20 protein-coding genes are annotated in these 18,343 nt (G+C 73.3%); 9 read left to right on the top strand and 11 right to left on the bottom strand.

All coding sequences use genetic code 11. The annotated features are described in order from the left end of the window. The first annotated feature begins 115 nt into the window (after window positions 1-115). Entirely contained in the window at window positions 116-976 is an 861-nt protein-coding gene (locus tag ABT369_RS47950; RefSeq protein WP_350623571.1) for a helix-turn-helix transcriptional regulator, read from the top strand. A 168-nt stretch (window positions 977-1,144) separates the two neighbouring features. On the opposite strand, the gene ABT369_RS47945 is transcribed toward ABT369_RS47950, so the two are convergent. Beyond that, window positions 1,145-1,585 (bottom strand): PRC-barrel domain-containing protein, encoded by a 441-nt coding sequence (locus tag ABT369_RS47945; protein WP_350623569.1) that lies wholly within the window; start codon window positions 1,583-1,585, stop codon window positions 1,145-1,147. A 162-nt stretch (window positions 1,586-1,747) separates the two neighbouring features. Here ABT369_RS47945 and ABT369_RS47940 point away from each other — a divergent pair, with 162 nt between their 5' ends. From ABT369_RS47940 to ABT369_RS47915, 6 genes are all read left to right on the top strand, one after another. After that, window positions 1,748-2,104, top strand: a complete 357-nt coding sequence (locus tag ABT369_RS47940) for a hypothetical protein (RefSeq protein ID WP_350623567.1) — start codon at window positions 1,748-1,750, stop codon at window positions 2,102-2,104. Between the two features lie 2 nt (window positions 2,105-2,106). Next, a complete protein-coding gene (locus tag ABT369_RS47935) occupies window positions 2,107-4,158 on the top strand; it encodes a bifunctional polysaccharide deacetylase/glycosyltransferase family 2 protein (RefSeq protein ID WP_350623565.1) in 2,052 nt (683 codons plus the stop codon). Beyond that, complete coding sequence (locus ABT369_RS47930; protein ID WP_350623563.1) at window positions 4,155-4,754, top strand: RNA polymerase sigma factor; 600 nt, start codon at window positions 4,155-4,157, stop codon at window positions 4,752-4,754. The genes ABT369_RS47935 and ABT369_RS47930 overlap by 4 nt, the downstream gene beginning before the upstream one ends. After that, window positions 4,744-5,364 (top strand): hypothetical protein, encoded by a 621-nt coding sequence (locus ABT369_RS47925; protein WP_350623561.1) that lies wholly within the window; start codon window positions 4,744-4,746, stop codon window positions 5,362-5,364. The genes ABT369_RS47930 and ABT369_RS47925 overlap by 11 nt, the downstream gene beginning before the upstream one ends. A 31-nt stretch (window positions 5,365-5,395) precedes the next feature. Further along, entirely contained in the window at window positions 5,396-5,524 is a 129-nt protein-coding gene (locus tag ABT369_RS47920; protein ID WP_350623559.1) for a hypothetical protein, read from the top strand. Between the two features lie 83 nt (window positions 5,525-5,607). Then, window positions 5,608-6,819: an alpha-amylase family glycosyl hydrolase gene (locus ABT369_RS47915; RefSeq protein WP_350623557.1), complete on the top strand. Its 1,212-nt coding sequence runs from the start codon at window positions 5,608-5,610 to the stop codon at window positions 6,817-6,819. On the opposite strand, the gene ABT369_RS47910 is transcribed toward ABT369_RS47915, so the two are convergent. The 3 genes from ABT369_RS47910 to ABT369_RS47900 are packed head-to-tail and all read right to left on the bottom strand — an operon-like array spanning window position 6,780 to window position 7,683. Further along, a complete protein-coding gene (locus ABT369_RS47910; protein WP_350623556.1) occupies window positions 6,780-6,971 on the bottom strand; it encodes a DUF6767 domain-containing protein in 192 nt (63 codons plus the stop codon). The genes ABT369_RS47915 and ABT369_RS47910 overlap by 40 nt on opposite strands. Window positions 6,972-7,004: 33 nt before the next feature. Continuing rightward, complete coding sequence (locus tag ABT369_RS47905; protein ID WP_350623555.1) at window positions 7,005-7,259, bottom strand: DUF3817 domain-containing protein; 255 nt, start codon at window positions 7,257-7,259, stop codon at window positions 7,005-7,007. Between the two features lies 1 nt (window position 7,260). Next, window positions 7,261-7,683 (bottom strand): hypothetical protein, encoded by a 423-nt coding sequence (locus tag ABT369_RS47900; RefSeq protein WP_350623553.1) that lies wholly within the window; start codon window positions 7,681-7,683, stop codon window positions 7,261-7,263. A 98-nt stretch (window positions 7,684-7,781) separates the two neighbouring features. Here ABT369_RS47900 and ABT369_RS47895 point away from each other — a divergent pair, with 98 nt between their 5' ends. Next, window positions 7,782-10,898, top strand: a complete 3,117-nt coding sequence (locus ABT369_RS47895; protein WP_350623551.1) for an ATP-binding protein — start codon at window positions 7,782-7,784, stop codon at window positions 10,896-10,898. On the opposite strand, the gene ABT369_RS47890 is transcribed toward ABT369_RS47895, so the two are convergent. From ABT369_RS47890 to ABT369_RS47860, 7 genes are all read right to left on the bottom strand, one after another. Beyond that, window positions 10,882-11,604 carry an ABC transporter permease gene (locus tag ABT369_RS47890; RefSeq protein ID WP_502891922.1) on the bottom strand — a complete coding sequence of 241 codons (723 nt, stop codon included), beginning with the start codon at window positions 11,602-11,604 and terminating at the stop codon, window positions 10,882-10,884. The genes ABT369_RS47895 and ABT369_RS47890 overlap by 17 nt on opposite strands. A 23-nt stretch (window positions 11,605-11,627) precedes the next feature. After that, window positions 11,628-12,563, bottom strand: coding sequence for an ATP-binding cassette domain-containing protein (locus ABT369_RS47885; RefSeq protein WP_350623547.1), 936 nt, complete (start codon window positions 12,561-12,563; stop codon window positions 11,628-11,630). An 87-nt stretch (window positions 12,564-12,650) separates the two neighbouring features. Further along, window positions 12,651-14,021, bottom strand: coding sequence for an ABC transporter substrate-binding protein (locus ABT369_RS47880; RefSeq protein WP_350623545.1), 1,371 nt, complete (start codon window positions 14,019-14,021; stop codon window positions 12,651-12,653). 40 nt (window positions 14,022-14,061) lie between these two features. After that, on the bottom strand, window positions 14,062-14,922 hold the full coding sequence (locus ABT369_RS47875; RefSeq protein WP_350623543.1) for a carbohydrate ABC transporter permease: 861 nt from the start codon (window positions 14,920-14,922) through the stop codon (window positions 14,062-14,064). Next, window positions 14,919-15,884 carry a carbohydrate ABC transporter permease gene (locus ABT369_RS47870; RefSeq protein ID WP_350623541.1) on the bottom strand — a complete coding sequence of 322 codons (966 nt, stop codon included), beginning with the start codon at window positions 15,882-15,884 and terminating at the stop codon, window positions 14,919-14,921. Before ABT369_RS47870 ends, ABT369_RS47875 begins: the two co-directional genes overlap by 4 nt. A 118-nt stretch (window positions 15,885-16,002) precedes the next feature. Further along, the gene (locus tag ABT369_RS47865) at window positions 16,003-16,920 is read right to left on the bottom strand and encodes an MvdC/MvdD family ATP grasp protein (RefSeq protein ID WP_350623539.1); all 918 of its coding nucleotides are present in this window, start codon (window positions 16,918-16,920) and stop codon (window positions 16,003-16,005) included. After that, entirely contained in the window at window positions 16,917-17,534 is a 618-nt protein-coding gene (locus ABT369_RS47860) for a hypothetical protein (RefSeq protein ID WP_350623537.1), read from the bottom strand. Before ABT369_RS47860 ends, ABT369_RS47865 begins: the two co-directional genes overlap by 4 nt. 192 nt (window positions 17,535-17,726) lie before the next feature. Between ABT369_RS47860 and ABT369_RS47855 the strand changes: the two genes are divergently transcribed. After that, a partial coding sequence (locus ABT369_RS47855; RefSeq protein ID WP_350623535.1) for an Ig-like domain-containing protein occupies window positions 17,727-18,343 on the top strand: 617 nt, incomplete at its 3' end.

Genomic DNA, 18,343 nt, shown 5'->3' with positions numbered 1-18,343 from the left:
GACGTTCAGGTAGCGGTGTCCAGTCAACCCTGTCCGGCGCGTTTGCGGGAGTTTCCAGCGAGAGGTGTACCAGCGGTACACCCCAGGGCGGACCGGCGGGCCGTACCTTCGAGGGGTGGACAACCGAGTCGAGGTGCGCGAGTTCCTCACGTCCCGCCGGGCCCGGGTCACGCCGGAGCAGGCCGGGCTGCCGGCCGCCGGGCAGCGCCGCGTGCCCGGGCTGCGCCGCAGCGAGGTCGCCGCGCTGGCCGGGATGAGCGTCGAGTACTACGCCAAGGTCGAGCGCGGCTCGCTGGCCGGGGTGTCGGCCGGCGTCCTCGAGGCGATCGCCCGCGTGCTGCGGTTCGACGACGCCGAGCGGGCCCACCTGATGCGCCTCGCGCAGGAGGCCAACGGCGGCGGCGCGCTGCTGCGGCCGAGCCGGCGGCCGAAGGCGCGGGGCGTGCGGCCGAGCCTGCAGTGGGCGCTGGACGCCATCACGACGCCCGCGATCGTGGTGAACAACCGCGCCGACCTGCTCGCGGCGAACCATCTGGGCCGGGCCATGCACGCCGACCTGTACGCCGACCCGGCGAACCCGCCGAACCTCGCGCGGTTCACGTTTCTCGACAGCGCGGCCCGCCGCTTCTACCCGGACTGGAGCCGCTTCGCCGACATGAGTGTGGCCAACCTCCGCACGGCGGCCGGCATCGACCCGCACGACAAGGGCCTGCACGACCTGGTCGGCGAGCTGTCGACCCGCAGCGACGAGTTCCGCCGCCGCTGGGGCGCGCACAACGTGCGCATCCACGGCGCCGGGGTCAAGCACTTCCACCACCACGTCGTGGGCGACCTCGCGCTCGCGTACGAGAGCATGGACCTGCAGGGCGACCCGGGCCTGACGCTGACCATCTACGCCGCCGAGCCCGACTCGCCGACGGCGCACGCGCTCGCGCTGCTCGCGTCCTGGGCGGCCGACGTCCCGGCGGGCCGGTGAGACGCGTCACCGCCGTGCCCCGTCGCGTCGCCGCCGGATCTCATGGGGGCACGCTGGGCGGGCTGCTCGCGGCGTCGGCCGCGGTGTTCGCGGTCGCGCTGGCGAACATGTGAAACGGTGCCGCCCCGGGGATCCCGGGGCGGCACCGTGTCCGTTTACGCCGGCCGATCAGGCGAGACGCCGGCGACCCTCGTCACCGGGGAGGTCGTCCTCCGTCTCGATGACGTCCATCGGCTCGGTGTCCGTGTAGACGTTCCGGTTGCGGTCGTACCGCGTCGTGCTCGCCGGGTCCATCTGGAGCTGGTAGTGCCGGTACAGCTCCTGCACCTGCTCGCTCGTCAGCGGCTGGTCGGCCTCGTGGTCCACGCGGGGCGCGTCCTTGACGGTGGCCTTGTCGAACGGCACCTGCACGCCGTCCTCGCGGCTCGTGGCCCCGGCCAGCGGCACCAGTGACTGGCGCATGCCAAGGAGCCCGGTGCTGACGCTCGCCCACGTCGGCCGGCCCGCGTTGTCCGCGTACACCTGGCCGACACTGCCGATCTTGTCGCCGTCGCGGTCGTACACCTCGCGGCCCAGCAACGTGGCGCCATTGGTCTGGTTGGAAGTCACGGGGGATTTCCTTCCTTCCTCGCTCGTGCGTGCTGCTTGCACCATCAGGGTTACCCGCCCGTCCGCCATCTATTCGACGTGTTTGTGGCGGTCGACATGTGATCCGGCCGGTGTAACGCACAGAGGCACCGGTCCGCCATTTGCCTCGTGGAACCTGTGTTCATGGATCGTCGCGGCCGGCGCCGGCGGCTGTTCACCGTGCTCGGCGCCGCCTTCGGCCTGCTGCTCACGGCCGGCGGAGCGCTGCTCGTCGCCGGCCTGGTCGGCTGGTCGCCCGGGCCGCTGCCCGGACTGCCGAGCGGCCGCCAAGGGCTGCTGGAACGCGGCGACGTGGGCGGGGCGGGAGTGGCGCCCGCCACAACTCCCGAGTCACGGGTGCGCACGTCCGCGCCGCCCGTCGGCCGGGCCGTCACCGGCGCCTCCACCACCCCGGCGCCGACCGGCGCGACCACGACCGCCCGGCCCGGGAACCGCCCCTCCAGCAAGCCCGGCAATCCGAAGCCGAGCCGGACCCGGTAAGGGTGCGACGGCATCGAGCCCGCCGCGAGCCGCGGGCGCACTGGCTGCTGTTCCTGCTCGGCGTCGCCATCGTGCTGGCCGAGTTGTGTCTCAACGGATACGCGGGCGGCGTCGCCGCCGAGGGGCCGGCCGCCCCGGGCCCGCGCGCCGCCGCCGACGGTCCGGTGCTGCGCTTCGGCACTTTTGGCACTGGCGGCACCGGCGGCACGGAGGCGCTGCGGCTGCCGGCCGGGACGCTCGCGCTCACCTTCGACGACGGGCCGGACCCGCGGTGGACGCCGCAGGTGCTCGACGTGCTGCGGCAGTACCATGCGCACGCCACCTTCTTCGTCGTCGGCGCCCAGGTGAACCGGAACCCGGAGCTGGTGCGCCGGATGGTCGACGAGGGTCACGAGGTGGGGGTGCACACGTTCACCCACGCGGATCTCGCCGCACTGCCGTCGTGGCGCCAGCGGGCCGAGCTCGCGCTCACCGCGAACGCGATCGCGGCGGCGACCGGGCGCCTGCCGGTGCTCATGCGCCCGCCGTACCTGTCGATGCCGGCCACCGTCGACGGCTACCTGGCGGTGCTGACCGACCGCGACACCCGCGACTGGGAACGGCCCGGCGTCGAGGCGATCGTCCACAACGCCGCCGGCCACCCGGCCGGCGCCGGGGCGGTGATCCTGCTGCACGACGGTGGCGGCGACCGCTCGCAGACCGTGGAGGCGACGCGCCGCATCCTGGCCGGGGCCGGCGGCCGGTTCGTCACGGTGTCCGAGGGGCTCGGCTTGTCCGCACCGGCGGCGAGCGCCGGGATGGTCGCGCGGGGCACCGCGCTGCGGTGGAGCCAGACGGCCGGACGCCTGCTGGCGGCCGCCGTCCAATGGATCGTGATCGTCGGCACCGTGCTGGCGCTGGTGCGGCTCTCGGCGCAGGTCTGGGCGGCTCGCCGGCACGCCCGCCGGGTGCGGCGCCGCCGCGGGCCGGCCCGCTACCTGGGTCGCGTGTCGATCATCGTGCCGGCCTTCAACGAGGCCGCGAACATCGCCGCGACCGTCCGGTCACTGGCCGCGAACGACTACCCGGGCTGCGAGATCGTCGTGGTCGACGACGGCTCGACCGACGACACCGCGGCGATCGTGGACCGGCTGGCCCGGCAGCTGCCCGCGGTGCGGCTGCGGCGACAGGCGAACGCGGGCAAGCCGGCCGCGCTCAACGCCGGGATCGCCGCGGCCGGCGGGGACCTGCTCGTGCTCGTCGACGGCGACACCGTCTTCGAGCCGGACGCGGTCGGGCGCCTGGTGCAGCCGTTCGCCGATCCGGCGGTCGGCGCGGTCAGCGGCAACACCAAGGTGGCCAACCGCGGCGGGCTGCTCGGGCGATGGCAGCACCTCGAGTACGTGGTCGGGTTCAACCTGGACCGGCGCCTGTTCGATCTGGGTGAGTGCATGCCGACCATTCCCGGCGCCATCGGTGCGTTCCGCAGGGAGGCGCTGCGCGATGCCGGCGGGGTGGCGGGCGACACGCTGGCCGAGGACACCGATCTGACCATGGCGGTGCAGCGCTGCGGCTGGCGGGCGGTGTACGCGGACGACGCCGTCGCCTGGACCGAGGCGCCGGGGTCGCTGCGGCAGCTGTGGCGGCAGCGGTACCGCTGGTGCTACGGCACCATGCAGGCGGCCTGGAAGCACCGCGGGGCGGTGTTCGAGCGGGGCGGCGCCGGTCGTATGGGCCGGCGGGGGCTGCTCTACCTCGTGCTGTTCCAGGTGCTGTTGCCGCTGGCCGCGCCGCTGGTCGACGTCTACGCGGTGTACGGCGCCGTGTTCCTGCCGTGGGCGCAGGTGCTCGCGGTTTGGGGCGGGTTCACCGCGTTGCAGCTGGCGACGACCGCGTACGCGCTGCGGCTCGACGGCGAGCGGCTCGCCCCGCTGTGGAGCGTTCCGCTGCAGCAGGTGGTCTACCGGCAGCTGCTGTACCTGGTCGTCGTGCAGGGCACCGTGGCGGCGCTGCTGGGCGGGCGGCAGCGCTGGAAGGCCGTGGCGCGGACGGGCCTCGCCGCGGCGGCGAGATGACCGCATCGATGCGCGAGATTCGCGACGAGGAGCTCGCCGGCCCGCTCGCGGCGGCGGTCGGCGGCGACCCGGGCGGGTTCGCGGTGCTGTGGCGCGCCTTGCACCCGCCGATGCTGCGGTACCTGCGGGTCGTCTGCGGCGATGTCGCCGAGGATGTCGCGTCGGAGACGTGGCTTCAGGTGTCGCGGGACCTGGCCGGCTTCCGCGGGGGTGCCGTCGCGTTCCGGGTGTGGCTGTTCCGGGTCGCCCGGCATCGCGGCATCGACGAGAACCGGCGGGCCTGGCGCCGCCACGAGGAGTCGTACGGGTCCGTCGACGACGTGCCCGGCGGCGACGTCGCGCGCGATGTCGCCGCCGACGTCGTGGAGCTCAGCGACACCGACCGGGCCGTGCGGATCATCGCCACCCTGCCCCGCGAACAGGCGGAGGCCGTCATGCTCCGCGTGGTGGCCGGTCTGGACGTCGCCGGCACCGCCCGGGTGCTGGGCAAGCGCCCCGGCGCCGTCCGGGTGGCCACCATGCGCGGGCTGCGGCGGCTCGCCGATCATCCCGAGGTCCTGGCGCACCGCGATGAGGACGGCGAATATGGATCTTGATGAGGTGCGCGACCCGCGGCTCCGCCCACTGCTGAGGGCGGCGGCCGCCCCGGGTCAGCCACACGAGGTCGCGGGCGAGGCCGAGGCCGTGGCCGGGTTCCGCGGCGCCTACCGCCCGGTCCGGCGCCGTCGCCGGCTTGTCGCCGCGGCGCTGGCGGCGCTCGCCGCGGTGTCGGTCGGCGGCACGGCGTTCGCGGCCGGCACCGGTCACCTGCCCGCCGCCGTTCGCTCGTGGCTCGACGACGGCGGCGGTGGTGGCGGTGGTGGTGGTGCAAGCCCGGTCCCGAGCACGGCACCACCCGGGCCGAAGCGGTCGCCGAGCCCCCGCGCCGTCCCGGCCGGACCCGAGCCGAGCGGCTCCGCGGGCGCCGACCCGGTGCCGCCGGCGCAGGCCTGCCGGGCCTGGCAGGCGTTCCGCGCCGATCCGCGGTCAGGGCCGATCACCGCCGCGCAGCGCCGTGAGCTGGCCGAACTCGCGGGCGGGCCGGGCGAGCCGGCGATCGACGAGTTCTGCCGGCGGCTGCTGGGCGGTGCCGCACCGGAGGCGTCGCCGACGCGCGGCCCCCGGTCGCCGGTGCCGCCGAGCAGCCGGCGCACCGGGCGCGTGTAACGCTCCGGCCGCCCGCCCCGCCACTTGGTGCATGCATCGAAGCATTGCTCTGGTGGCGGTGGCGGCCGCCGCCATCCCGGCACCCGCCGCGCGGCGGCTCTATGGCTCCGCGGCCGCTCAGGCCACGCGCTCCGCCTTCTCGGCGCGCGGCCTGGTGTAGGGCGTGGATGACCCGTCCGGGCCCGGTACTCGCTGCCCACCGAGCCGGGCCCGGACGGATCGGGGCCGTTATGCTGGGCATTCATGAGCTGGTGGCAGGTGTACCCGCTGGGCTTCGTCGGTTCCCCGGTGCGCCCGGACGGTACCGATGCCGCGGAACAGGTCGTGCACCGGCTGGGGCGGATCGAGCACTGGCTGGACCACGTGGTGGGCCTCGGGCTGGACGGCATCGCGCTCGGGCCGGTCTTCGCGTCGATGACGCACGGCTACGACACCGTGGACCACTTCCGCATCGACCCGCGGCTCGGGGACGACGCCGACTTCGACCGGCTCGTCGCCGCGGCCCGGGAGCGCGGGCTGAAGGTCCTGCTCGACGGGGTGTTCAACCACGTCGGCCGGGCGCACCCCCTCGTGGGGCGGCCCGGGACCAGGGACGAGGTGTTCGAGGGCCACGACTCGCTGGTCGTGCTCGACCACGACAGTCCCGCCGTCGCCGATCTCGTGGTGCGGGTGATGGAGCACTGGCTCGACCGGGGCGCGGACGGGTGGCGGCTCGACGCGGCGTACGCGGTGCCGCCCCATTTCTGGGCCGCCGTCCTGCCCCGCGTCCGCGAGCGGCATCCGGGGGCCTGGTTCGTGGGCGAGGTCATCCACGGCGACTACGCCGCGATCGTGCGGGAGTCCACCATGGACTCGGTGACGCAGTACGAGCTGTGGCAGGGCATCTGGCACGGCATCGCGGACCGGAACCTCTTCGAGCTCGCGCACGCGCTCAAGCGCCACAACGACCTGCTCGCCGGGTTCGTCCCGGCGACGTTCGTCGGCAACCACGACGTGACGCGCATCGCCTCGGCGGTCGGGGCGGACTTCGTGCCGCACGCGCTGGCAGTGCTGCTCACGGTCGCGGGCGTGCCGAGCGTCTACGCCGGGGACGAGTACGGCTGGACGGGCGTGAAGGAGCAGCGGCTGGGCGGCGACGACGCCGTACGACCGGAGTTTCCGGAACATCCGCCGGAGGACAACGACGTGGTGCGCCTGCACCGGGAGCTGCTGGCGGTGCGCCGGGCGCGTCCGTGGGTCGTGCGGGCCCACACGGATGTGGTGCACCTCGACAACCGCCAGGCGGTCCTGCGCACGGCGACCGGTTCGGGTGCCCTGATCACGGCGCTGAACCTGGCCGACGACCCGGCGGCGGTGCCGTCGGCCGGCGCCGAGTCCCGCGCGGCCGGCCCCGCCACCTTGGACGGCACCCGGATTCAGCTCCCGCCGCGCGGCTGGGGCGTGTTCACCTCCTGAGCGGTGCGCTGGAACGCGTGGAGCTGGTCGCGCAGCTCGGGGTCGGACATCACGAGGTAGACCGTCGGGCAGTCGGCCGGCCCGGTCGCGCCCGGCACGCACAGCGTGCACGGCTCGCCCCTGCGCAACGGGCACCTCGCGTCTCGTCTCATGTCCCGAGCGTGCGCGTGGGCCGCGCCCGGCCGTCAGGGCCGAAGGTCCCGAATTCGGCGCAGGGCGAGGACGCCGCCGAGGACCGGGACCGCGGCGAGCAGGGTGGCGGGCGCCGTGCGGGTCAGATGCCAGGTGGTGCCGATGACGAGCAGGTAGGCACAGCCGTGGATCGGGCCGACGAGGGAGGCGACCGGCGCCAGGTGGACGGTGGCGAGGTTGGCGAGGAGGACGGCGAGGCTGGCGAGCTCGGCGAGGGCAGCGGTGCGCAGCAGCGTGATCGGTGCCACGTCACGCGCCGGTGGTGGAGCCGGGGCGGACGATCATCAGGATCACGACCACGGCCCAGAGCAGGTTGAACACGCCGGTCAGCATGCCCAGGGGGCCGGGGTCGGTGCCGTCGGTGCCGTCGGCGGTGCGGCGCTGGCGGGGCAGGATGACCAGGCCGAGCAGGGCGGCCGCGGCGGCGGTCAGGGCGATGGACGTGAGCAGCCACGCGTCGGTGAGCACGCCGAGGTTCGCGGCGGTGGCCAGGCCGAACACGGGCACGGCGACGCCGATGAGCGCGTAGACGACGCAGATGCGGTGCAGCAGCCGCAGCGTGGCGGTGTCGCCGCGGCGGGCGGCGGGCGGGAACATGCTCGCCGCGACCGTGACGGGGCCCACGGCGACGATCGCGGCCAGGACGTGGATGGACAGCAGGACTTTGGTCACGGCGATCGACCGTAGATCGGTTCGTAACGGGGCGGGAGTGGCGAGAGTGCCACAGACCGGCGGAATCCGGCCAGCGGGGCGCGTGGCAGAATCTGCGCGTGCAGATCCGGCTCCTGGGACCGTTTGAGGTGCGTGCGGACGACGGCGTGCTCGCCGACGTGCCGGGGGCCCGGCTGCGCGGGTTGCTGGCCGCGCTCGCGCTGCGGGCGGGGCACGCGGTGCCGAAGGCGACGCTCGTCGACTGGATCTGGGGCGAGCAGCCGCCCGCGGACGCGTCGAACGCGCTGCAGCGGCTGGTGTCGCGGCTGCGCAAGGCCTTGAAGGACCTGCCGGACGGGGCGATCGAGGGGCACACGGACGGGTATCGGCTCGCGGTGCCGGCCGATGACGTGGACGCGGTGCGGTTCGAGCGGCTGCTGGGCGCCGGGCAGGTGCGTGAGGCGCTGGCGTTGTGGCGGGGCGCGGCGATGCAGGACGTGGGGCTGCCGGACAGTGCGGCGTTCGACGCGGCCGCGGGGCGGCTCGAGGGGATGCGGCTGGCGGCGCTGGAGGAGCGCTTCGACGCCGAGACCGGGCACGGGGGCGGGGCCGAGCTGGTCACCGAGCTGACCGATCTGGTGGCCGCGCACCCGGTGCGGGAGCGGCTGGCCGGGGCGCTGATGCGGGCGCTGGCGGCGGCGGGGCGCGACAGTGAGGCGCTGCTGGTGTTCCAGCGGGCGAAGGAGGCCCTGGCCGACTCGCTGGGGGTCGATCCGGGGCCGGAGCTGTCGGCGTTGCACGTGGCGCTGCTGCGGGGCGAGCTGGGGCGGCGGGAGGAGAACCGCAAGACGAACCTGCCGGCCGAGCTGACCACATTCATCGGGCGGGACGCCGACGTGGCCGCGGTGCGGGAACTCGTCGCCGGGCACCGGCTCACGACGCTGACCGGGCCGGGCGGGGCGGGCAAGACGCGGCTGGCGGCGGAGACGGCGCGGACCCTCGCCGGGGCGATGCCGGACGGGGTGTGGCTGGTCGAGCTCGCGCCGATCGGGGCGGGCGCCGATGTGGCGCAGGCGGCGCTGGCGGGGCTGGGGCTGCGGGACACACTGCTGGGCGGCGCGCCCGACGCGGACCCGGAGGACCGGCTCATCGCCGCCGTCCGGGACCGGGAGGCGCTGCTGATCCTGGACAACTGCGAGCACGTGATCGAGGCCGCGGCCGGGTTCGCGCACCGGGTGCTGGGCCGGTGCCGGCGGCTGCGGATCCTGGCCACGAGCCGGGAGCCGCTGGGCATCACCGGTGAGGCGCTGTGGCCGGTCGAGCCGCTGGGGCTGCCGGACGGGCATGCCGGGCCGGACGCGATCGAGGCCTCGCCGGCGGTGCGGCTGCTGCGGGACCGGGCGGGGGCGGTACGGCAGGATCTGACGGCCGACGAGCACACCCTGGCGACGATGGCGCGAGTGTGCCGGGCGCTGGACGGGATGCCGCTGGCGATCGAGCTGGCCGCGGCGCGGCTGCGCACGATGTCGGTGGAGCAGCTCGCGAACCGGCTCGATGACCGTTTCCGGTTGCTGACCGGCGGGAGTCGTACGGCCCTGCCGCGCCACCGCACCCTGCGCGCGATGGTCGACTGGAGCTGGGAGCTGCTCACCGACGACGAGCGCACGGTGCTGCGGCGGCTGTCGGTGTTCTCAGGCGGGGCGAGCCTGGAGGGCGCCGAGCGGGTGTGCGCCGGTGACGGCCTCGACGCGGAGCTGGTCCTGGAGCTGCTCACGTCGCTGGCGGAGAAGTCGCTGGTGGTCGTCGCGGGCGGGGGCGCGCCGCGGTACCGGCTGCTCGGCACGATCAAGGAGTATGCGGCGCAGCGCCTCGCCGAGGCGGGGGAGACGGATCTGGCCCGGCGCGCGCACCTGGCGTGCTGCATCGAGCTGGCCGAGGCCGCGGACCCGCATCTGCGCCGGGCCGAGCAGCTGCAGTGGCTGGCGGTGCTGGAGGCGGAGCACGACAACATCGCGGCGGCGATGCGCGCCGCGATCGCGGCCGGTGACGCGCACGCGGCGATGCGGCTCGGGGCGGGCGCCGGCTTCTACTGGTGGCTCGCCGGGCACAAGGCCGAGGGCATCGAGCTGCTGGGCGCCGCCATCCGGCTGCCGGGCGCGGTGCCCGACCTGATCCGGGCGCGGGCGCTGGCGTTCATGGGGATGTTCGCCAGCGGTGGCCGCAACGACGAGCACCACGCGGCGGAGTACATCCATGAGGCGTACGAGCTCGGCGGGCGCGGCCAGTCCAGCGACCCGCTGCTGGAGTTCATCGCGCCGCTGGAGCGGATGCTACAGGGCGCGGATCAGGCGCTGCCCGCATTCGAGACGCTGCTGGACGCCGAGGATCCGTGGGCGCGGGCGCTGGCCCGGCTGCAGCTGGGCAAGATGCGGATCGTGCTCGGGCACGGCGGGCGGGACGCCGACGCGTTCCTCGAACTGGCGCTGGCGGAGTTCCGGGCGATCGGGGAGCGGTACGGGATCCAGTTCGCGCTGACGGAGCTGGCGGACCGGGTCGCCACGCGGGGCGAGTTCGCGACCGCGTGCGAGCTGTTCGAGGAGGCGATCGCGGTCACCGTCGAGCTCGGCTCGGCCGAGGACATCATCCGCACCCGGGCGCGCCTGGCGCCGCTGTACCGGCTGGCCGGGGACGAGGCGGCCGCGGCGGCGACGATCGCGGAGGCGGAGCGGCTCGCGGAGCGGGTCACCTGGCCGGACGCGCTCGCCGATCTCGCGCTGGCGAAGGCCGGTCTGGCGGCGACGGCCGGCGACGGCGAGGAGGCCCGCCGGCAGATCGCGGTCGCGAGGACGCTGCTCGGGCCGGAGGCCGACTGGCCCAGCAACCGGGCGGTGGTCCACGATCTGCTCGGCTACGTCACCGACGATCTCGGCAAGGCGCGGGTGCACCGGGCGGCGGCGGTCGCGGCGGCGGCCGAGATCGGCTACCTGCAGACGATCGCGCACGTGGTGGTCGGGGTCGCGGATCTGGCGCTGCGGCTGGACCGGCCGGAGGAGGCGGCCCGGCTGCTCGGTGCCGCGGCGGCGGTGCGGGGGCTGCCGGACCGGTCGCATCCGCGGATGGCGGGCATCGAGCGGGACGCGCGGAGCCGCCTCGGCGACGCGCGGTACGCCGAGGCGGCTCGGGAGGGTGCGGAATCGAGCTGGCGGGAGCTGGCCGAGGTTACGCTCGCCGCTTGAACGAGCGCAGCGCCCACAGGTAGCCGGCGAGCCCGATCCCCGCGCACCAGGCGACCGCGGCGAGGGCCGTGCCGGTCGACGGGGTGCCGGTCAGCAGGCCCCGCAGGGTCTCGATGATCGGCGTGAACGGCTGGTATTCGGCGAACTGCTTGACGCCGGTCGCCATCGTCCCGGCCGGGGAGAAGGCGCTGGACAGGAACGGCAGCATGATCAGCGGTACGGTGCCCAGTCCGGCGGACTCCGCGCTCTTGGCCGCCAGCCCGAGGGCGACGGTGAGCCAGCTGGCGGCGAAGGCGAGCAGCACGACGAGCCCGGCCGCGGCGAGCCAGTCGACGGGGCTCGCGGCGGGGCGGAAGCCCATCGCGAACGCGACGCCGACGATGGCGGCCACGGCGACGACCGCGCGCAGCGTCGTCTCGACGACGTGCCCGGTGAGCACGGCGGCGCGGGACACGTCCATGGCCTTGAACCGGTTGATGATGCCCGTGGTCATGTCGGCGTTGACGGCCGTCGCGGTGGCGCCCAGGCCGTAGCTGACGGCCATGATGATCAGGCCCGGGGTGACGTAGTTGATGTACTTGACGCCGACGTCGAAGGCGCCGCCGAGGACGTACACGAACATCAGCGCCATGACGATGGGGAACAGCACCGCGTTGAACACGGTGACGGGGTTGCGCAGCGTGTGCTTGAAGTTGCGGCGCAGCATGATGGCCGAGTCGGTCACAGCGCTCACTGGGTCACCTCCGCGGTCGGGCGGCCCGTGAGGGCCAGGAAGACGTCGTCGAGATCGGGGGTGTGCACGGCGAACTCCTCGATGGCGATGCCGTGGGTGTCGAGGCGGTCGAGCAGTGCCCGCAGCGAGCGCACGTCGCTGTCGCCGGGCACCCGCAGGGTCAGGTCGTGTTCGTCGCGGGTGGCGTCGGGCAGGATTCCGGCCGCCGCCTCGAGCTGGGTGTGGTCGGGGAACCGCAGCCGGACGTGGTTGCCGCGGACCTGGCGCTTGAGCTCGGCGGGGCTGCCGTGGGCGACGATGCGGCCGTGGTCGAGCACGGCGATGCGGCCGGCGAGCTGGTCGGCCTCGTCGAGGTACTGGGTGGTGAGGAAGATCGTGACGCCGTCGGCGACGAGCTCGCGGACGATGTCCCACATGGTGCGGCGGCTGCGCGGGTCGAGCCCGGTCGTCGGCTCGTCGAGGAAGATGATCTGCGGGCGGCCGACGAGCGTCATCGCCAGGTCGAGCTTGCGGCGCATGCCGCCGGAGTACGTGGCCGCCAGTTTCGGCGCGGCGTCCGCGAGGTCGAAGCGCTCCAGGAGCCCGGTGACGACCCGATCGGCGTCGGGCACCCGCTTGAGGTCGGCCATGAGCCGGAGGTTCTCGCGGCCGGTGAGCAGTTCGTCGACGGCGGCGAACTGGCCGGTGACGCCGATGGCCTTGCGCACGGCCTTGGTCTCGGCGGCGATGTCGTGCCCGGCGACGCGGGCGGTGCCGCCGTCGGCCTGCATGAGGGTGGTGAGGAGGTTGACCGTGGTGGTCTTGCCGGCGCCGTTCGGGCCGAGGAGGGAGAAGATCGAGCCCGCCGGGACGTCGAGGTCGATGCCGTCGAGGACGACCTGGCGGCCGAAGGTCTTGCGCAGCCCCGAGGCTGTGATCGCTGATCCGTTCATGCCGACAACGATCGGCGCGGGCCCTGACACCCGCCTGTCACGCCTCTGTCACGGCGGCCGGCCGGGGCCGGCCGCCGTGACACCGTGCTACTTGAGGTGCGGCTTGACCTGCGAGTTGTAGATGCCCTCGAGGGTGCCCTTGAGCTTGGTCATCTGGGCCTGGACGTCGCCGTTCTTGGTCAGGATCTCGGCGCAGGCGTTGGCCATCTCCTGGTCGGCGCCCGGCAGGAACACCCGGGCCCAGTCCTGGTTGCGGGTCACCGCGAGCTGGTCGATGGCGACCTTCGACTGGGGCGCCTTGGCGATCAGCGACGACGGGTCGGCGGACTTGCGCACCGGCATGTATCCGGTCGCGGCCGCGAACTTCAGCGTGTTCTCGGGCGAGGTGAGGAACTTGATGAAGGTGGCCGCGGCGACCTGGTTCTCCGGCTTGATCTTCTTCGGGATGCCGATGCCGGCGCCGCCCGTCGGGCACACCGGCGAGGTGTCCTTCGGGCCGCCGGGCAGGAAGCCGGCGCCGACGTCGAACTTGGCGGTCTTGAGGATGCCGACGAGGCTGCCCGTCGAGCCGACGGTCGCGGAGACCGCGCCGGCCGACAGGTCCTGGGTCGAGTCCTTGCCGGCGACGCCCGACCACTTGCCCTTGTAGACGGCGTCGGCGAGGAACTGCAGCGCCTGGACCGACTCGGGCTTGTCGCAGGTGAGGTCGAAGCTCTCCTTGGCCGACCAGCCGCCGCCGGTGCCCCAGAGGTTGTTCTGGAAGCTCCAGCCGGCGTATCCGGCCAGCGCCGGCAGCTGGAACGCGTTCTGCAGGCCGGCGTTGGCCGACTTGAGCTTCGGCGCCCACTCGGCGAACTCGTCCCAGGTCTTCGGCGCCCGGTCCGGCAGCCCGGCCGCGGCGAAGTGCGCCTTGTTCCAGTAGAACAGTGGCGTGGAGCGCGCCCACGGCACGGCCCAGATCGAGTCCTTGTACTTGTAGTCGGTGAGCAGCTGCTCGCGGAAGTCGCTGGTGTCCCAGTTGAGCGCCTTGAACAGCCCGTCGAGCGGGACGATCGAGTCCTGCAGGTAGTAGCGGAACCACCACACGTCGGAGAGCACGACCGCGTCGGGCAGCGTGCCGCCGGCCTGCGCGGCCTGGAACTTCTGCGCGATGTCCTCGTAGTTCGACCCGGCGGAGACCAGCTGCACCTTGATGTCGGACTGGCTGGCGTGGAACGCGTCGATGATCTGCTGGGTCACCTCCTGCGACGAGCCGGGGTTCGACGACCAGAAGGTGATGTTGCCCGCCGGCTTGACGCCGGTGTAGTCGAGGGTATCCGGCTTGGCGGAGGAGTCCGTCGAGGTCGTCGACGGGCCTCCGCCGCACGCGGCCAGGGCCGCGGCCGACAGCCCGCCGGCGGCGAGGCCGAGGAACCGCCGCCGGCTGAGCTCGGTGGCTTGCGGCTTGGACAAGGACATGGTTGGTTACCTCTCTAGAGAACAGCGCAGTTTTGCGTGGTCATCCCTTGACGGCGCCCTGCGTCAGGCCGGTGACGATGTACCGCTGGAGCGCGGCGAAGACGACGAGGACGGGTAGCAGGACCATGACGGTGCCGGCCATGACGATGCCGTACGAGGCGGCGGCGCTCTCGCTGTTGTGCAGCAGGGTGAGCCCGACGGGCAGCGTCATCATCTGCGGGTTCGACACGATGACCAGCGGCCACAGGTAGTCGTTCCACTCGAAGACGATGTTGACCAGCGCGACGGTGGCGATGCTCGGGGCGGCCATCGGTACCACCATGTGCCAGAGGCGCCGCCAGTGCCCGGCGCCGTCGGTCTCGGCCGCCTCGAGCACGTCGGCGGGTAGTTGCAGGAACGCCTGGCGCAGCAGGAACGTCCCGAATCCGCTGCCGAGCCCGGGCAGGATGATGCCCCAGTACGTGTCCTGGCCGCCGAGGCTGCTGATGAACGTGAAGTTCGGCACGACGCTCACCTGCGGCGGCACCATGAGCGTCGCGAGCACGGCGAAGAACACGTACCGCTTGCCCGGGAAGCGGACGAACACCAGCGCGTAGGCGGTGAGCACGGACAGCAGGACCTTGATCCCGGCGCCGATGACGGTGACGATCGCGGAGTTGAGGAACAGCCGCCCGAGCGGCACCACCCGGGCCGCGTCCGCGTAGTTCTGGGGGTGCCACGGGTTCGGCAGCACGACGAGCTGCCGCGTGATGACGTCGGCCGGCGTCTTGAACGACGACAGGATCATGTACGCCAGCGGCAGGATCACCACGAGAATGGCGAGCAGGATCGGCACGTACCCCGTGACCAGCGTGGCCGCGAGGTTGCGGCGGGACAGCGGTTTCGCCTCGGCGGTGCTCACCGGTAATGCACCCGCCGCTCGAGGACGACGAGCTGCACGAGGGTCAGGATGACCAGCAGCACGAACAGGACCGTGGAGAGCATCGCCGAATAGCCCGCCTGGTTGTACCCGCCGAAGGCGCGCAGGTACGCGTCGTAGATGAGGGTCGTGGTGCCGCGGCCCAGCGGTGTCATCGCGCGGATGAGGTCGAAGGCCTGCAGCGAGTTGAGGATGCTCGTCACCAGCAGGAAGAACGTCGTCGGCGACAGCAGCGGGAACGTGACGGAGAAGAACTTGCGGACCGGCCCCGCCCCGTCGATGGCCGCGGCCTCGAGGATGTCGGACGAGATGGCCTGCAGCCCCGCGAGGTAGATCACCGCCGCGTAGCCGAGGTTCTTCCAGACGTACACGATGACGACCATGACGAGGCTGAGCGTCTCGTCGTTGAACCACTCCGGGCTGGTGCCGCCGAAGCCGCGCACGATCGCGCCGAGGGCGCCGACGGTCGGGTCGAAGATGTACTGCCACGCGAGCCCGACGCCGACGCCGGACAGCACGTACGGCGAGAACACCGTCGCCTGGGCCAGCCCGGCGCCGCGGACCTTGCGGTTGAGCCCGAGCGCGACGAGCAGCCCGAGACCCATCGACAGGACCACGGTCGCGACGGTGAACATCGCGGTGGTGAGGAAGACCTGCCCGGCCTCCTCGGACTGGAAGAACTGCGTGTAGTTGTCGAGGCCGACCGCCCGGGCCGTGTCGGAGCCCAGGGTCCAGTCGAGCGTCGAGTAGTACACGTTGAGCACGAGCGGCCGGTAGGTGAACCAGACGATCAGCGCGATGTTCGGCACGGCCAGCGCGACGAACACGGCCGCCTCGCGCAGTGTCCGTCGCCGGCGGGCACGCCTCGCCGAGCCGCGACTGTCCGCGGCGACGGGGGCGAGCGGGACCGGCTCGGCCGTTGTCGGCCGGAGCCCTCCAATCATGATCGGCAGCTAACCGAGGCCAGTTGTACGTGTGGATACCTGGCGGTGAACGGCTTCCATCGACACCTCGAAGACCCAGTCCCGCATTCGGGCACCGGCGCTCGCCACTGGACGGCTGTCAGCCGGTCCGTTGGGCGATCAGGTGCTCGGCGAGTATCCGGGAGAGGTTGACCTGCAGCGGCGGCTCGAGCATCAGGAACTGGCCGGCCGGGTTGGCCTCGAAGAAGTACAGGTCGCCGCGGTCGTCGAGACGCAGGTCGACGCTCGCGGTGTCCAGGCCCATGGCGGCGACCGCGGCGGCGACGGACCGCAGGGTCGCGGGCGGCAGCTCGGCCGGCTCGTAGGCGGCGTCGGGGTCGACGCGCCAGTCGATGAGCTCGTCGTGCCGGCTGCGCACGGCCGCGGGCACGACCCGGTCGCCGACGACGAACAGGCGCAGGTCCACGCCCCGCTCGACGCACTGCTGGAAGATCACCGGGGCCAGTTCGAGCGTCTCGCCGGTCGCGAGCCCCTCGGTGAACTCGCGCGTCTCGCCCAGGTGGAACAGCAGCGGGGTCAGCGGCTTGAAGATCGTGCGGTGGCCGAGCCGGGCCAGCTCGGCCCGGAACGCCTCGGCCTTGCCCGGCGCGTTGGTGACGAGCGTGCGCGGCACCCGCAGCCCGCTCGCCGCGGCGACGGCCAGCTGCCACGGTTTGTACTGCGCCCGCCGCTCCCGCTGCGGGTCGTTGACGATCCGGCAGCCGGTGGCCGCGACCGCGCCGTGGAAGCCGTGCTGCCACTGGTGCTGCACGAACGTGACCAGGCGGTGATCGACCACGCGCGCGTCCACCTCACGCTGGCCCGGGCGCCGCGACCACACCACGGTGCCACCGTCGATCACGGCGTCGTCGACCCGGACGGCGTCGCCGTCGAAGGTCAGCTCGCGGGCGCCGGAGAGATCGACGATGGCGACGTCGGCCCCGAGCCCGGCGACCTCCTCGAAGACCCGCCGGGCGTGGACATCCTCGGCGCTGGACAGGATGCAGATCGCCGTCACGGGGCCGGCGGGCCGGTGTCGACCGTCGTGTCCCAGTGCCAGTCGGCCACGTAGCACATGTCGTGGTCGGTGGAGACGACGCCGCCGTCGCCGACCGTGGCCACGTCGCAGGGGACCCGGCACTCGGCGGCCGTCTGTACCCGGGTGCTGTACGACAGCGGCTCGGCCCGCGCCACCCACGGATCGGTGCGCATCGCGGTGTGCCAGAAGGATGAGCTGAGGTCGCCGCCGGTGTTGCCACGGTCGCCGTACACGCGGTACAGCGGGGCGAGCGACGCCTGCGCGGCCACCATCGGGCGCAGCCCCGCCCCAGCCAGAGCCCGGGCCGCCGCGACGGCCTCCAGCGTGAGTTCCTGATCGGCGCGCACGCGCAGGCGCACGTAGGCGGCGCCGGGCTCGACGGTCGGCGGGGCCGGGTCGGGCTCGATGTCGACCACCGCGTCGTGCGGCACGCGGGCGACGACGCTGCCGAGCAGCACCCGCAGCTCGGCGTCGGTGGAGCTGAGCAGCCGTCCGGCGAGCAGCACCGGCTCGGCCGGGTCGGCGGTGCGGGGCGGCGTTTCGGGGTCGGCGGAGGGCACGGCGTTCCGGGCCAGATACTCATCGAGCCGCATGAGTCGCAGTTTGGCCCTGACTCCGGGCGGCCGTCAATCGGGCGTCGGGACACTGGTGCGGGCGCATAGCGTCCGTGCGGCTACGGACGGTGAAGGATCGGACGATTGTGATGTGGCCGATCCGGGCAGAGGTGGCGGCGGGCGTGCATCGGGGGCATCGTCGAGGCCATGAGATCTTCTCACCGTTGGCGGGTGACGGCGCTCCTGGTCAGTCTCGGTCTGGGGCTGGCGGCGTGCGGCGGGAACTCCGCGCCGCAGGCTTCGTGGTCGGGTGCGCCGTCGTCGGCCGGCGCCGCGTCACCGTCGGTGTCGCCGGCGCCGACCGGCAAGCCGGTGCACGTGCGGCTGTACGAGAAGGACGGGGCGACGTACGGCGTGGGCATGCCGATCATCGCGTACCTGTCGGCGTCGATCACGAGCGCCAAGGACTTCAGCGCGGCGACCAAGGTCACCGTCAACGGAGAGCCCGCCCAGGGCGCGTGGTACTTCCAGAAGTCCACGATCTACTCCGGCTACCCGATCGAGGCGCACTACCGCCCGGCCGAGTACTGGCCGGCGCACGCCTCGATCGCGATGAGCCTCGACACGAAGGGGAAGTCGGGCGGGACCGGGCTGGTGTACGACAACAGCCTGACCCTCGACATGAAGACCGGTGCGGCGAACATCGGCAAGGTCGACGGCGGCACCCTGCGGATGGTCGTGACCTCCGACGGCAAGCAGGTCTTCGACTTCCCGGTGTCGTTGGGCAAGGCGAGCACCCCCACCTTCAACGGCGTCAAGGTCGTCATGGAGAAGGACGCGGTCGAGCG

The sequence above is a fragment of the Dactylosporangium sp. NPDC000244 genome (assembly GCF_040300725.1).
In the GTDB taxonomy this organism is placed as follows: Bacteria; Actinomycetota; Actinomycetes; order Mycobacteriales; family Micromonosporaceae; genus Dactylosporangium.
This window is presented reverse-complemented; position numbering and strand designations above follow the sequence as displayed.